Origin of the sequence: Zoogloea sp. (assembly GCF_041908905.1) — a bacterium.
GTDB lineage: Bacteria > Pseudomonadota > Gammaproteobacteria > Burkholderiales > Rhodocyclaceae > Zoogloea.
In genome coordinates this window covers 147,101-161,126 of sequence record NZ_JAYREK010000004.1, presented here as the reverse complement: position 1 = coordinate 161,126, position 14,026 = coordinate 147,101, and the positions used below count along the sequence as shown (strand labels likewise).

Annotated in this window: 15 protein-coding genes and 3 tRNA genes; 3 read left to right on the top strand and 15 right to left on the bottom strand. The window is 70.9% G+C overall.

What is annotated here, in order from left to right; translation table 11 throughout:
* The 5 genes from ACE3OU_RS04785 to ACE3OU_RS04765 all read right to left on the bottom strand — a co-directional run.
* Nucleotides 1-127: GTP-binding protein (locus ACE3OU_RS04785; RefSeq protein ID WP_299864498.1), on the bottom strand; the 127-nt coding region annotated here is incomplete at its 3' end.
* Nucleotides 128-194: 67 nt separating this feature from the next.
* A tRNA-Thr gene (locus tag ACE3OU_RS04780) sits at nt 195-269 on the bottom strand.
* A 15-nt stretch (nt 270-284) separates the two neighbouring features.
* Nucleotides 285-358 (bottom strand) — tRNA-Gly (locus ACE3OU_RS04775).
* A 71-nt stretch (nt 359-429) separates the two neighbouring features.
* Nucleotides 430-514, bottom strand: a tRNA-Tyr gene (locus tag ACE3OU_RS04770).
* Nucleotides 515-648: 134 nt separating this feature from the next.
* Nucleotides 649-1,104 carry an energy transducer TonB gene (locus ACE3OU_RS04765; RefSeq protein WP_374240399.1) on the bottom strand — a complete coding sequence of 152 codons (456 nt, stop codon included), beginning with the start codon at nt 1,102-1,104 and terminating at the stop codon, nt 649-651.
* 117 nt (nt 1,105-1,221) lie between these two features.
* Here ACE3OU_RS04765 and ACE3OU_RS04760 point away from each other — a divergent pair, with 117 nt between their 5' ends.
* The gene (locus ACE3OU_RS04760; RefSeq protein ID WP_374240398.1) at nt 1,222-1,482 is read left to right on the top strand and encodes a hypothetical protein; all 261 of its coding nucleotides are present in this window, start codon (nt 1,222-1,224) and stop codon (nt 1,480-1,482) included.
* Between the two features lie 175 nt (nt 1,483-1,657).
* Here the strand turns inward: ACE3OU_RS04760 and ACE3OU_RS04755 are convergent, their stop codons facing one another.
* Nucleotides 1,658-2,479 carry a nickel transporter gene (locus tag ACE3OU_RS04755; protein ID WP_374240397.1) on the bottom strand — a complete coding sequence of 274 codons (822 nt, stop codon included), beginning with the start codon at nt 2,477-2,479 and terminating at the stop codon, nt 1,658-1,660.
* A gap of 126 nt (nt 2,480-2,605) precedes the next feature.
* Between ACE3OU_RS04755 and ACE3OU_RS04750 the strand changes: the two genes are divergently transcribed.
* Nucleotides 2,606-3,031 (top strand): acyl-CoA thioesterase, encoded by a 426-nt coding sequence (locus ACE3OU_RS04750; protein ID WP_374240396.1) that lies wholly within the window; start codon nt 2,606-2,608, stop codon nt 3,029-3,031.
* Here ACE3OU_RS04750 and ACE3OU_RS04745 read toward each other — a convergent pair whose 3' ends face one another.
* The 9 genes from ACE3OU_RS04745 to hypA all read right to left on the bottom strand — a co-directional run bounded on the left by ACE3OU_RS04745 (nt 3,032) and on the right by hypA (nt 12,599).
* Nucleotides 3,032-4,018, bottom strand: a complete 987-nt coding sequence (locus ACE3OU_RS04745) for a hypothetical protein (RefSeq protein WP_374240395.1) — start codon at nt 4,016-4,018, stop codon at nt 3,032-3,034. It abuts the gene before it with no gap.
* A 68-nt stretch (nt 4,019-4,086) separates the two neighbouring features.
* Entirely contained in the window at nt 4,087-5,133 is a 1,047-nt protein-coding gene (hypE, locus tag ACE3OU_RS04740) for a hydrogenase expression/formation protein HypE (protein WP_374240394.1), read from the bottom strand.
* 49 nt (nt 5,134-5,182) lie between these two features.
* A complete protein-coding gene (locus tag ACE3OU_RS04735; protein WP_374240393.1) occupies nt 5,183-7,213 on the bottom strand; it encodes a methyl-accepting chemotaxis protein in 2,031 nt (676 codons plus the stop codon).
* Between the two features lie 83 nt (nt 7,214-7,296).
* Nucleotides 7,297-8,433 carry a hydrogenase formation protein HypD gene (hypD, locus tag ACE3OU_RS04730; protein ID WP_374240392.1) on the bottom strand — a complete coding sequence of 379 codons (1,137 nt, stop codon included), beginning with the start codon at nt 8,431-8,433 and terminating at the stop codon, nt 7,297-7,299.
* A complete protein-coding gene (locus ACE3OU_RS04725) occupies nt 8,430-8,666 on the bottom strand; it encodes a HypC/HybG/HupF family hydrogenase formation chaperone (protein ID WP_374240391.1) in 237 nt (78 codons plus the stop codon). Before ACE3OU_RS04725 ends, hypD begins: the two co-directional genes overlap by 4 nt.
* 14 nt (nt 8,667-8,680) lie before the next feature.
* On the bottom strand, nt 8,681-8,965 hold the full coding sequence (locus ACE3OU_RS04720; RefSeq protein ID WP_374240390.1) for a helix-hairpin-helix domain-containing protein: 285 nt from the start codon (nt 8,963-8,965) through the stop codon (nt 8,681-8,683).
* Nucleotides 8,962-11,340 carry a carbamoyltransferase HypF gene (hypF, locus tag ACE3OU_RS04715; protein WP_374240389.1) on the bottom strand — a complete coding sequence of 793 codons (2,379 nt, stop codon included), beginning with the start codon at nt 11,338-11,340 and terminating at the stop codon, nt 8,962-8,964. The genes ACE3OU_RS04720 and hypF overlap by 4 nt, the downstream gene beginning before the upstream one ends.
* Nucleotides 11,334-12,245, bottom strand: a complete 912-nt coding sequence (hypB, locus tag ACE3OU_RS04710) for a hydrogenase nickel incorporation protein HypB (RefSeq protein ID WP_374240388.1) — start codon at nt 12,243-12,245, stop codon at nt 11,334-11,336. Before hypB ends, hypF begins: the two co-directional genes overlap by 7 nt.
* A 12-nt stretch (nt 12,246-12,257) precedes the next feature.
* Nucleotides 12,258-12,599: a hydrogenase maturation nickel metallochaperone HypA gene (gene hypA / locus ACE3OU_RS04705; protein WP_374240387.1), complete on the bottom strand. Its 342-nt coding sequence runs from the start codon at nt 12,597-12,599 to the stop codon at nt 12,258-12,260.
* A gap of 309 nt (nt 12,600-12,908) precedes the next feature.
* Between hypA and ACE3OU_RS04700 the strand changes: the two genes are divergently transcribed.
* Nucleotides 12,909-14,018, top strand: a complete 1,110-nt coding sequence (locus tag ACE3OU_RS04700; RefSeq protein ID WP_374240386.1) for a hypothetical protein — start codon at nt 12,909-12,911, stop codon at nt 14,016-14,018.
* The last annotated feature ends 8 nt before the right edge of the window (nt 14,019-14,026 follow it).

The following is a 14,026-nucleotide window of genomic DNA, read 5'->3' as shown; positions in this document are numbered from 1 at the left end:
CGCCGCCGAACTTGCGCGACAGAACGGTGGTGATCGCCGCCGTCAGGGTGGTCTTGCCGTGGTCAACGTGACCGATCGTGCCGACGTTTACGTGCGGCTTCTTCCGCTCGAATTTTTCCTTAGCCATATCATCAACCCCGCAAAAAATCAGGAAATCGGAACACTAACTTTGGTTTGCCGCACCATCGAATTGATGGTGCCCATGGGCAGGATTGAACTGCCGACCTCTCCCTTACCAAGGGAGTGCTCTGCCACTGAGCTACATGGGCCTCACACACTCAACCTGGAGCGGGTGAAGGGAATCGAACCCTCGTCATAAGCTTGGAAGGCTTCTGCTCTACCATTGAGCTACACCCGCTTTACAACGCAACGACTCACAATCACCACTCGAACCGCAAAACTCGCGACCGAGCAAACAGCTGAAACTGTTGGTGGAGGGGGAAGGATTCGAACCTTCGAAGGCAGTGCCGTCAGATTTACAGTCTGATCCCTTTGACCGCTCGGGAACCCCTCCAAGCGAGAAGCTGCGCATTCTAGACATCGTTTTTCAGGCTGTCAAACACTATTTGCATCTCCCCGTGGGGACGCCGACACGACCCTGCCCGCCGGGCCTGTCATACCGATGACGAGAGCGGCAGAAAACCGGACTCACCCGGCCTCGTCGTCGCCCAGCCGGAAGCGGATCGGCACCACCACCACGCCCTCGACGGCCTCCCCCCCGCGCCGGGCGGGAACGAAACGCCAGTGCCAGACGGCCGTCGTCGCCGCCTCGTCGAGGGCCTCGTGACCGGCGCTGTCACGGACCTTGACCGAGGTCGGGATGCCTTCGGCTGACACCCGGACCTCGAGCCGCACGGTGCCTTCGAGCCCACGGCGACGGGCGACCATCGGATAGGCGGGCTTGGGGTTGTCGAGGTAGCGGGCACCGAAGCTCGGCGGTGCGTAGGGCGCCGGCGCGGAGGCCGGCCCCTGAGATGGCGCGGCGACGGGTGCCGGCGATGCGTCCGCCCGGGACGCCGCCACGGCCGGCGCACCTGGCGCGGCAGCCGGAACGGAGGGCGCCGGCAGGCTGGGTACGGCGGCATCGCTGCGCGACGTCACCATGCGCGGCTGCGCCGGCGTCTCGGCCTCGCGCCGGGCCGGCGCCCTGGCCGCTTCGACCGGCGCCGACGGCCTCTGGTGCGCGACAGACGGCTGCGCGGGCGCAGGCCGGGAGATTGCGTGCCGAACATCCGCATCGGGCTGCCCGGACACCTGCTCGGTCAGCAGACGGGCCTCGATGAGGCGCGGCGGCGCGGCCGGAGCGCGCAGGCCGCCCCCGAACGCCAGGATCAGACCATGGGCGGCAACGGAAACGACGACGGCCAGGCCAAGCCGCTGGAGGCCGGGATCGTTCACGCCGGACACCGCCGGGCAACACCTCCGAGACCCAGGCGGCCCGCGACGGAAGAGGGACTTTCGGTTTTCAAGGGAGACTCGTGAAGCTCATCAATTTCGACCGGAGGACGGATGCCCCCAGACTACCGGCGGATACTAGGCCGGCAAACGGGATGCGGCCTTGAAGCCGATCAAGGCCGGGACATCCGACGGGCCCGCCATGCTACACCGTGCGGCGCCCCAGCGGCCCGGCCTGCGGCAATCTGGCAGAAAGTGCAGTTCAGATGGCGCCTTGGGGCAGATTGCCGCGGTGCGCCAGATACAGGCCCACCAGTAAGCTCGCGAACACCACGCCCATCACGAGGGCGCCAAACAGCAGCTCCTTGCCCTCCCCCCAGGCCTCCAGCCCGGGCAGGGCCAGCCGCGCGGCGCCGTAGGCGGCCACCAGCAGGCTGATGCCCGCCACGGCGACGGCCATCACCCGCGAGGCGATGCGCGCCGTGCGATCGGCCCGGGCGACGAGCCGGGCCATCCACAGGCCGTTGGCGCCGTCGGCGAGCAACATGCCGCCCATGAAGACCACGCCCAGCCCCACCGCATGCCGCCAGCCGCCGGCCTGCACGCCGGCCACCGCAAACAAGGCGGCCTGGCTCACCGTATCGAAGGACAGGGCGAACAGCGCCCCCACCAGCGCCACCCCGGCCGGGTCCGAAACCCGCGCCAGGCGGCCCAGCCAGCGTCCCTTGAGGCCCACCGGGCGCACCACCGCGTGGGCCTCGGCGGCAAAGGCGGCGTGCAGGTTGAGCAGCCCGAGCAGAACCAGGAAGGTGATCGAGATCCAGGCACCGGAGAGTTCGAGCCACGCCGGCGCCGTCCAGCCATCAGGGAGCAGGCTCACCCCAAGGGCGATGGCCACCACCACCGCCCCGTGGCCCAGCGAGAACAGGCTGCCGCAGAAGCGTGCCATCCACGGCCGGGCGCGGGTGTTGTAGCGGGTCAGGCCGTCGATGGTGGCCAGGTGGTCCGCGTCGAAGCCGTGCTTCACGCCCAGCGCGAAGACCAGCAGCACGAGGGCAAGACTGTCGCTAGGCAGGGGAGACATGATCGCCGGCACCGGGCACGCAAGGAGCCTTCATTTTAGTGCAAGCCGCCGCATCACAGCGCCGCGGCGCTGCCCGGCAACCGCCGCCCCTGCGATAATCCACGCCCCATTCCCCGAAAGACCGCCATGGCCCGCGTGATCATCCAGCTCCCCGAGCAGTTTCTGTTCTCGACCGAAATCCCGATCTACATCAGCCACATCAACTATGGCCACCACCTGGACAATGCGGCGCTGATCGGCCTGCTGTCCGAGGCCCGGGTGCGCTTCCTGAAATCCCTCGGGTACACCGAGATGGACGTGGAAGGGGTCGGGATCATCGTCGCGGACGCCGCGATGCAGTACAAGTCCGAGGCCTTCCACGGCGAAACCCTGGTCTTCGAGATGACCCCCGCCGACTTCAACAAGTACGGCTGCGACCTGATGTGGCGGGCCAGCGACAAGGCCAGCGGGCGCGAGGTCGCCCGGGGCAAGACCGGCATCCTGTTTTTCGATTACACCGCCAGGCGCCCGGTGACCGTGCCCGACGGCTTCCGGCACCGCACGGGGGGCTGATCAGACGATCACGTCCACCTGCTGCAGGCTGCCCACCGCCCCCGCCTCGCTCAGATAGACGCCGGAGCTGCGGATCGCCCCCAGGGTGCCTGCATCCTTCAGCGTGAACGGGGTGGCGGCGTGGGCGAGGCCCAGGGCACCCACGCCGACCTCGGCGAGACTGCGCACCGCCCCGCCGCCGTCGGCCTCCGGCGTCCACACGCCGAGCCGGCCGAACACCGGGTCGGCCTCGTCGATCCAGCCGTTGCCGTCGTCGTCATAGGCCGCCAGGTCGGCGAAGCCGTCACCGCTGGCCGGCCCGAAGAGCTGACGACCCGAGGCGACGCGCCCGCCATCGAGGGCATCCAGCACCAGAAAGCCGCTCCCCTGGCCCAGCAGCGGCATGTCCACCGCCTGGCCATTGCCCTGCAGGTCGAAACTGAAACGCTGGCTGCGCAGGCTCGCCGCGTCGGCGCCAAAGTTGACCACCAGCGGGTCCTTCGCCACGCCGGCCTGCAGGCTGACGCTGCGGGTCTCGCGCTCGAAACGGGCCATCGACAGGCTGAGCTGGAAGGCGATCTCGCGGCCGTCGGCGGTGCGGACGGTGCCGGCGGCGTCGAAGCTGGCGACCTCGGTACGCTCCAGGGTCTCGCTGCGGGAATAGGCAAAGCCGCCCGCCGGCGCATTGGCACCCGGCGCCGGCGAGCCCTCGGCCACGGCGGTGGCTGCGATGTCTTCGCTCGACAGCAGCGTGATCGAGTGCCCCAGCAGGCGCTCGACGATGGCCTTCACCAGCGCCAGCTTCGCATCGAGGGGCGCCCCGCCCGACGCCGCCTCCGGGGCCGCGCTCTCCTCGGCCTGCAGGGCCTGCCGCCCCGCGGTGGACAGGCTTGGCTCGGCTCCTGTGCTCCGCGTGCCAGGCCAGACCTCCAGGCTCTCGTTCACCTGGAGCCGGCTCGTCCGGCTGGCCTGGGCCTGCAGGGCAAGGGTGGACTCAGTGATTTTCATGGCATCCGCCGCTCATCACGATACAGATACCCGCACTACGGCCGGCGCAGCGGTGGCTTTAGCGGAAATCAGCAGATCCGCGGCAGTTGTTCACCCGCCAGCCAGTCGACCATCCGGCGCCCGCCGAGGGCGGTCTTCATCTGCACGAAGCGTCGCTCGTCGGCCTGCACCTCGCCGATCCGCGCCGCCTGGGCCCCAAGCGGATGGGCGCGCAGCGCGGCGACCAGCGCGTCGGCCTGGTCCGCCGGGCAGATGGCGATCAGCTTGCCCTCGTTGGCGATGTGCAGGGGGTCGAGGCCGAGGAACTCGCAGGCCGCCGCCACCTGCGGCGCGACGGGCAGCGCCATCTCGTCGAGGACGATGCCGACGCCGGACTGCTGGGCGATTTCGTTGAGGGTCGCCGCCAGCCCGCCGCGGGTCGGGTCGCGCAGCACCCGCAGCCCCGGCGCCGCCGCCAGCGCCGCTTCGACGAGGCCATGCAGGGCCGCCGTGTCGGAGCGGATCTCGGTGTCGAGGGCAAGCCCTTCGCGGCGGGCCATGATCGCGATGCCATGGTCGCCGAGGGTGCCCGACACGACCACCGCGTCGCCGGGGCGGGCGTTGGCACCCGACAGCGCGCGCCCCGCCGGCAGCGCGCCGACGCCGGTGGTGCTGATGAAGACGCCGTCAGCCTTGCCCTTCTCGACCACCTTGGTGTCGCCGGTGACCACCGGCACGCCGGCCTCGCGGGCCGCGGCGCCCATGCTGGCGACGAGCCGGGCGAGGTCGGCCAGCGGAAAGCCCTCTTCCAGGATGAAGCTGGCCGCCAGGTAGAGCGGCCGCGCGCCCATCATCGCGACGTCGTTGATGGTGCCATGCACCGACAGGCAACCAATGTCGCCACCCGGGAAGAACAGCGGCGAGACCACGTGGGCATCGGTGGCGATCACCAGCCGCTCGCCGGCCGCGGGCGCCGGCAGCACGGCACCGTCATCGCCCCGGCGCAGCCACTCGTTGTCGAAAGCCCGGGCGAAGACCTCGCCGATGAGCTGGAGCATGGCACGCCCCCCGCCGCCGTGGGAGAGATCCACGGCGCCGGAGGCGAGGTCGAGGGGACGGACGTAGGTTTTCTTCATGATGGCGCGAGCGCCGCGGCAGGCCTCGCCGCGACGGCCACGCCGCCGCTCAGGCATGCCTCAGCGTGTTGTCGGTAAGGTTCTTGAGTGTATCGGCGACGAGGCGGGCGTGCTCGGCGCTCTCGGCGGTCTTGCTGCTGAAGGCCTCGATATCCTGCAGCATGCTCGACACGCCGGACACGTCGTCCGCCTGACGCCCGATCTCCTGGGCGACCCGGTTGATCTCGGCGGCCAGGGTCGAGATGTCGGCGCCGATTTCGCCGGCGCTGGTACGCGACTTCTCGGCCAGCTTGCGCACCTCGTCGGCCACCACCGCGAAGCCACGGCCGGCCTCCCCGGCGCGGGCCGCCTCGATGGCCGCGTTGAGCGCCAGCAGGTTGGTCTGGTCGGCGATCTGCTGGATGATCTCGACGACGCCCTTGATCCGCCCGCTGGACTGGGCCAGGTTGCGCGCGCTGCCTGCGGCGTCTCCGGCCTGGCGGGACAGCGCCTCGACGGTGTCGCCCACCTGCCCCACCACCTTCGCCTGCTCGTCGGAGGTCGCCGCGAGCACGCCCACCGAAGCGTACAGGTCGCCGGCGCACTCCTCGAGCTGCGTCGCGGTGCTCTCCCGCAGGTCGCGGGAGGCTCTCAGGGTGCACCCAAGGCTGTTGAGGCCATGCACCACCGGCGCGATGCCCTCGTCGAAACTCGAAGCGTCGATCTGGCTGTCGAAGCGGCGGGCCTGGTAGTCGTCGATCTGGGTGACGATCAGCTTCGACAGGCCGGCCAGCTTGGCGCCCTGCCGGCGCAGGAAGAAGGCCTTGAACTCACCGTAGTGGGCCACGAAGTTGTCCACGTAGTCGTCACGGAAGGCCGCGCCCTCCGGCACCCGGAAGAAGAACACTGCGGTGAGGGTCTGGTTGAGGTTGAGGCCGAGGATCTCGCCGAAGGTCGAGAAGCCCGCCAGCTGGTCGCAGGGCAGCGCCCGGCGGACCTGGGCGAGGTCCTTGTCGTTGTAGAGCCGCCGCAGGATGCAGTCGTTGAGGATGCCGGCCACCGGCGCGCCGGGCTTGCCGGCCATGAAGCGCCGGAAGTCCTCGTCGGTGCTCTGCACCAGCTTGGTCCGGCGCACCAGCAGCAGGTCGTCGCCCGGGGAGATGTCGCAGTAGAAATACACCCGGCCGGCGTCCACATCGACCCGCACCACCGAGCGCACGAAGATCTCCTTGCCGACCTGGATCGCGAAGGAGTAGTCGGCCAGCTTGCCCTCCAGCTCCCGCGGGGCGCAGCGGACGTGGGCGCACAGGGCATCGATGAAGGACGCCGCCCGCCCGTCGGCATCGATCACCTCGCTCACGTAACGCTGTTCGAGGGAGGCGTGCAGCACCGGGAAGTGGGGCCCGTCGGGCACGAAGTTCTGGCTCTTCAGCACGCCGAAGCGGGTGCCCCGGCCCACCTTCAGGAAGGCGATCAGGGCGTGGTTCTCGAGGCGCCGTGTGCCGTCGTGGAGCCAGGTGTTGCGGAAGTCGAACTTGCCGCCGGCCGAGCCGCCCACGAACAGGCAGGGGAAGCGCCCGGAGTCGTACAGCGCCTCCATGAAAAACGACTCCGAGGCCGACAGGCCGTCGAAGAGGATGCACGCCAGGGTATCCCGGTAGTCGATCTCCATGCCCACCTGCAGGGCCTGGATGTTGCGGGCGATCCGGGCCACCCGCTCCTTGACCGTCACCTCGACGCTGCCCCGGCGGATGTCCTCGCAGCCAAGGGGCACCGCCACCACGCAGGCCTGGGAAATCAGCGAGGCATCGAAGCACTGCAGCACCACCCGATCCCACTGCTCGCCGGTGCCGCAGTACAGCCCGCTCTCGGCCGAGCACAGCTCGCCGGCGGTGGAGCACAGCGTGATCGCCACCCCGGGGAAACGACGGGTCACGGTGCGGGCGACCTGATCGATGTCGAGGTGGGGCGACACGTAGGCACTGATGAAAGTCGGCTTGATCGACACGGCCGCCAGCGCCTGCTCCAGCTCGGCGGCACGGCACTGCAACGTGGCGACACCCGACGCGGACTCTCCCCGCAATTTGCTGAACAACTTCACTTTTTGTCTCCTCACGCGGCCCGACACAGACCATTTGAGGCTCTATCGGCGGCGCGGAGCAAAACCTGAAGCCGGACGCAGATTCAACCCGGCGGCGCCCCGTCGCGGACGCGCCCGTAGGTGTAGTGGGCGGCGCAGGCGCCTTCGGACGAGACCATGCAGGCGCCCATCGGCGTCTCGGGCGTGCACACGGTGCCGAACAGCTTGCAGTCGAGGGGCGCCTTGATCCCGCGCAGGATGGGCCCGCATTCGCAGGCCTTGTGGTCGGCAACCGGCGTGTAGGCGAGCCCGAAGCGGGCCTCGGCATCGAAGGCTGCGTAGCGCGGATGGATGGCCAGCGCCGAGCGCGGCAGCACGCCGAGGCCGCGCCACTCGAAGTGCTCGCGCACCGTGAATACCTCTGCCATCAGCGCCTGGGCCTTGAGGTTGCCGTCCTCTGTGACGGCACGGGTGAATTCGTTCTCGACCTCGGCGCGGCCGTCGTTCACCTGGCGCACCAGCATCAGGATCGCCTGCATCACGTCGAGGGGCTCGAAGCCGGCGATCACCACCGGCTTGCGGTACGCGGCGGCGAAGCGGGCATAGGGGCGGCTGCCGATCACGGTGCTCACGTGGGCCGGGCCGATGAAGCCGTCCAGCGCCACGCCCCCCGGCGCCCGGGCCTCGGGCGCGTCGAGGATCGCCGCGATGGCCGGCGGCGTGAGCACGTGGCAGCACAGCACGCTGAAGTTGGCGAGCCCCAGCTCCGCCGCCTGGCGGACCAGCAGCGCGGTGGGCGGGGTGGTGGTCTCGAAGCCGATCGCGAAGAACACCACCTGCCGGCCGGGCTCGCGGCGGGCCAGCGCCAGCGCCTCGGCGGCCGAATAGATCATCCGGATGTCGGCGCCGCGGGCGCGCGCGCGCAGCATGGTGAGCCCCGCCGAGGCCGGCACCCGGAGGGTGTCGGCGTAGGTGCACAGGGTGACGCCCTCGTGGAGGGCCAGCCGGATCGCCTGGTCGATGCGCCCGATGGGCAGCACGCAGACCGGGCAGCCGGGGCCGTGGATCATCCTCACCTGGGTCGGCAGCAGATCGGCGAGACCGTAGCGGGAGATCGCGTGGGTGTGGCCGCCGCAGAACTCCATGAAGGCATAGCGGCGCGCCGGATCGGCCTCGCGGGCGATGGCGGCGGCGAGGCCGCGGGCCAGCTCGCCGTCGCGGAATTCATCCACGTACTTCATGGGCAGGCGCTGCCCACGTCGAGGCCGGCCTCGGCCATCAGCGCCAGGGTGCGGGCGGCCTCGTCCGGGTCGAGCCGGGTGAGGGCATAGCCCACATGGACGATCACGTAGTCGCCCACCGCCACCCCATCCACCAGCTCGAGGGAGATGGCCTTGCGGACGCCGCCGAGGTCCACCAGGGCCTGGTTGTCGGGGAGCAGTTCGACCACGCGGGTCGGGATGGCCAGACACATGGAAGCACTCCTTGCTAAAGGCCGCGCGCCTTGCGCTCGGCGGTGTAATGCCACCAGGGCCGCGCCGGCTCGCCCGCCATGAAGCGCGTCGCGGCAATGAAGGTGTCGAGCAGGCAGGGGTCGTGGCGGACGCCGCAGCGGGCGTTGAGTTCGGCGTACATCGCCCACGGATCGCGCCCGACCAGCGCGTCCGGCGCGGTGATGTCGAGGCGGCGCAGCAGCCCGGCCACCCTGGCACCGACGTTGGGGATGTCCTCGAGCCGGCGCACGGTGGCCGGCGTGTGCGCCGACTTCTTCACCCGCCCTCCTTCATGAGGCGCGCCCGGGCGACCCAGGCCTGGCCCAGGGCGATGCCGCCGTCGCCGGGCGGCACGTGCTGGGCCTCGAACACCGCCAGCCCCCGGGCGCCGAGCTTGTGGCGCAGGCCCGCGGCGAGCACCCGGTTGTGCAGGCAGCCGCCGGCCAGCACCACCCGGCGCAGCCCGCTGGCGTGGGCGGCCTCGGCAAGCCAGTGGACGAGGCCATCCACCAGGCTGGCGTGGAAATGTGCTGCGCCGCGGGCCGGGTCGCCCTCCTCCGCCAACAGCTTGAAGAGCGGGTAGAGGTTGAGCACCGACGGCCCGTCGGGGGCGCGGCGGTCGATGTGATAGGCACCGGGCAGCGGCAGCGCCTTGCCGTAGGCGCGGGCCGCCGTCTCGAGGCGCATCGCCGCCTGGCCTTCGAAGCTCATCGTCTCGCACAGGCCCAGCAGGGCGGCGGCGGCGTCGAAGCAGCGGCCGAGGCTGGTGGCGGGCGGACAGCGGGTGCCCCGGGCCAGCATGTCGAGCACCTGGGCCACCTTGGGCTGATGGGCGAAGCGGCGCGCCGCCTCGTCGGGGCTGCCCAACGCATGCAGCACCGCGCAGGCCATCCGCCAGGGTTCGCGGGCGGCGCGGTCGCCGCCGGGCAGCGGCAGCGGGGCGAGGTGCCCGAGGCGCCGGAAATCGGCGCCATCCACCCACAGCAGTTCCCCGCCCCACGGCATGCCGTCGCTACCGAGGCCGACCCCGTCGGCGGCGAGGCCCAGCACCGGGCCCTCCAGCCCGTGCTCGGCGCACACCGCGGCGACGTGGGCGTGGTGATGCTGGACGGCAAAGGCCGGCACGTCGAGGCGCCGGGACAGCTCGAGGGCTGCCAGGGTGGAGTAGTAGTCGGGGTGGGCATCGTGGGCCACCGCGGCCGGGCGCACCGACAGGATCTGCAGCAGGTGCCCGGCCGCGTCGTCCAGCGCCACGCAGGCGGCCGGGCTGTCGAGGTCGCCGATGTGCTGGGATAAAAAAGCCTCCGCCCCGCGGGCCATGCACAGGGTGGCCTTGAGCTGGGCGCCGAAGGCGAGCACCGGCGGGCCGGACGCCGGCAAGGGCATCGCCAGCGGGGTGAAGCCCCGCGCCCGGCGCAGGAACTGGACCCCCGCCCCAGCCGCCTCGCCGGGGCCGGCGGGCAGATCGCTGCGCAGGCGGAGCACCGAGTCGTCGCAGCGCACGACGATGTCCCGGTCGTGCATCAGCAGCACGTCGGCGATGCCGGCGAGGCGCTCGAAGGCTTCGTCGTTGCCCTGCACCAGGGGCTCGCCGTGGGGGTTGGCGCTGGTCATCACCAGGGCCAGGGGCTGCGGCTCGGCGAGCCAGCCGGTGCCGGCGGGCCGGCCGGCGGCCTCGTGGAAGAGCAGGTAATGGAGCGGCGTGTAGGGCAGCATGACGCCGACCTCGTCGAGGTCCGGCGCGATGCCGGGCAGCCGGGCATCGAAGCCGGCCTGCTTGTCGAGGAGCACGATGGGGCGCTCGGCGCTCTCCAGGGTGGCCGCCGCGGCGCCGCTCAGGCGGGCCAGCGGGGCGATGCTGGCGAGGTTGGCGAGCATCAGCGCCAGCGGCCGGTCGGGGCGCTGCTTGCGGGCGCGCAGGCGGGCGACGACGTCGGGGTTGGCCGCATCGCAGGCGAGGTGGAAGCCGCCGAGGCTCTTGATCGCGACGATCTCGCCCAGCCGGATGCGGCGCAGGGCTTCGGCGATCGCGTCGCGGGCCAGGGCCGGCACGCCGTGGGGCTCGTGGAGGCTCAGGTGCGGCCCGCAGGCCGGGCAGGCGTTGGGCTCGGCGTGGAAGCGCCGGTTGCCCGGGTGGGCGTATTCGGCGGCGCAGGCCGGGCACTGCTCGAAGCCGGCCATGCTGGTCCGCGCCCGGTCGTAGGGCAGGCTGCGGGTGATGGTGTAGCGCGGCCCGCAGTGGGTGCAGTTGATGAAGGGGTAGCGCCAGCGGCGGTCGTCCGGGTCGAACAGCTCGGCGAGGCAGGCCGGGCAGACACCGACATCCGGCCCGATGGCGGTGGCCACGGCACCGCCGGCGCTGGGCAGGATCGCGAAATCCCGACGCCCGTCGTCCGGCGGGATCACCTCGGGCTCGACCGCATCGATGCGCGCCAGGGGCGGCGCAGCGGTGACGAGGCCAAGGATGAAGGTGTCGATCCGCGCTTCGCTGCCCTGCACCTCGATCTCCACCCCCGCGCCGTCGTTGCGCACCCAGCCGGCGAGGCCGAGGCTGCGGGCGTGACGATAGACGAAGGGCCGGAAGCCCACCCCCTGGACCACCCCGCGCACACGCAGCCGCCGGGCGACGCGGGTCGGGTCGACGACGATCAGCATCGGGCCTCCGGCTCGGCGGGGGCGGAGACGCCGGCCCGGGCCTCCTCGCGGCGGGCCAGCAGCCAGGCCAGCCAGGCGTCGAAGCCCTCCCCGCTGGTGGCCGACAGCGGAATCACCTGCAGGCGCGGGTTGACCCGCAGCGCAAAGTCGATGGTCTTGTCCATGTCGAAGCTGAGGTGGGGCAGCAGGTCGATCTTGTTGATCAGCATCAGGCTGGCGGCGGCGAACATGTCCGGGTACTTGAGGGGCTTGTCTTCGCCCTCGGTGACCGACAGCACCACCACCTTGGCCGCCTCGCCCAGGTCGAAGGCCGCCGGGCAGACGAGGTTGCCCACGTTCTCGACCAGCAGCACGCTACCCTCGGACGGCGCCAGCCGGGTGAGGGCACGGCCCACCATCTGGGCGTCGAGGTGGCAGCCCTTGCCGGTGTTGATCTGCAGCGCCGGGGCGCCGGTGGCGCGGATCCGCTCGGCGTCGAAGCTGGTCTGCTGGTCGCCCTCGACGACGCTCACCGGCACCGCCTGCGGCATGGCCTGCAGCGCAGCGATGGTGCGGACGAGCAGGCTGGTCTTGCCCGAGCCGGGGCTGGAGACGAGGTTGAGGGCGAGGATGCCGCGCCCGGCGAGCCAGCGGCGGTTGTCGGCGGCAAAGTCGTCATTCCTGGCGAGGATGTCCCGCTCGATGCTGACCATCCGGGCCTGGCTCATGCCCGGCGCGTGGGCGCCGGCCGGGCCGTGGCCAAAATGCACGGCGCCGTCGTCACCTTCGGACGGCGGCGGCTCCGCCGGGGCCGCCTCGGGCTGGACGGCACGCCGGCGCGCCACCGGCGCCCACCGATATGCCGGCCCGCGGCCCTCGCCCTCGATGCGGGTCTCCCCGCTGCCACAACCGCACACGTTGCACATCTCAGACCACCTTCACTCGATTTCAAGTTCCTTGACCCGCATCCCGGTACCGCCCGTGGCCTCCACCCGGTAGCCGCCGCAGCGGGGGCACGCATCATACAAGGCGGCGATCGGCACTGTCTCCGCGCACTGGGGGCACCAGCCGCGGCCGGACAGGCGGTCGATCTGCAGCGCGGCCCCCTCCGCAACGCTGCCCCGCATCACCAGGTCGAAACAGAAGCGCAGGCTGTCGGGCTCGACGGCGGCGAGCTGGCCGATCTCCAGCACCACGGTCCGGACCTTGCGGAAGCCTCGTTCGCGCCCCGCCTCTTCGACGATCTGGCGGATCCCCTCCGCCAGTGACATTTCGTGCATCTCAGCCCTCGGGATTCGTCAGCCCCTGCGGGCGGCTCGCCCGACAGGTCTTCATGCCACGATACCCCTTTCATAGCAGCAATTGCCAGCGTGCCCCGCGCAACCGGCGGCATGCCGTGCTCCCCGGCGTAATTCACACCCCGCAACGATTTAGGCCACACGCACGCCTTTGTCATGGGAGAATGCCGCCCGCACAAAACCGCACCAGCATCCGCCACGCCACGGTTCCCAAGGGCCGAGGCATGACTTTTTTTGCAACAGATCACAATTTCGCAAAAAACGGGCCCAAACCTGCTTTATCTTCGTCCCATGAAAGCCTATCTGCCCGCACTTGCGGCCCTGATCGCCCTGACGTCCCCGATCGTCGCCCACGGCGGCACGGTCAACGAACCTCCCGCCACCCTAGACGCCACGGTCCCGGGCACCGGCGCAACGGCCCTCCCGGCGCCACGCCAGATCACCCGCTGGGAAGACTCCGGCATGAAGCCCCAGGAAGCCCAGGAGTGGGCGAGCTACGGGTTCAAACCCCAGGAAGCCGTGGCCTGGCTGGGCGCCCACTTCGCGCCGGTGGTGGCCCGCACCTGGGCCGACAAGGGCTTCGACCCCGAGGAAGCGCGGCTGTGGCTGGACTCGGCACGCGCGACGACCACCATGATGGCCGAACTGGACCACGCCGACCCCAGCGAATGGAAGCGCGAAGGCTTCACCCCCGCCGACCGGCTGGCCTGGTGGGAGGCCGGCTTCGCCTTCGAGGACGCCCTGCTCCTCGCCCGCAGCGGCATGCGCCCCGCCGAGGCGGCCTGGCACGGCCACGAAAAGCTCAAGGCCCTGCGGGCCCAGCACACCGCCGCGGCAGACACCGCAGCTCCGGGCAGCCCGGCGCCGGATCCCCGCGTCGTCTGGGAGGCGATCCGCCCGTATCTCAAGGTCGCGGCGCTCGGGATAATCGCCTTCATCGTCGTGCTGGCGGGCTTCCTGCTGCGGCGGCGCTCGCAGATGCAGGGCAAGCGCTCGGCCGACCGGCACCGGGGGTCAGGCCGTGGGATGAAGGGCCGCCACGAGCCCCGGATCACGCCGGAGGACGACAGCACATCCGCAGCCCACGCCCTTCCTGACGACGCCCCGGCGGCATCCGCCCCGGCCAGCCAGAAGCGGGGCGAGCGGCCGGCCCGGCGCTATGCGCTCGTGCACCACGCCACGCCCCACTGCATTCACTGCAAGAGCACCGACGTGCGCAGCTCGCGCATCCGGCCCCACAAGTTCCTGTGGATCGACTTCACCGAATACTTCCGCTGCAGGCATTGCGGAAAGCACTTTGCCATCGTCAGCTACACGCCCATCCTGCTGGTCGCGGGCACCGTCGTGATGCTGCTGACGCTGGTCACGGTGGGCGTGCTGCACGCACTCGGAGGCAAGTAGGCGACCCC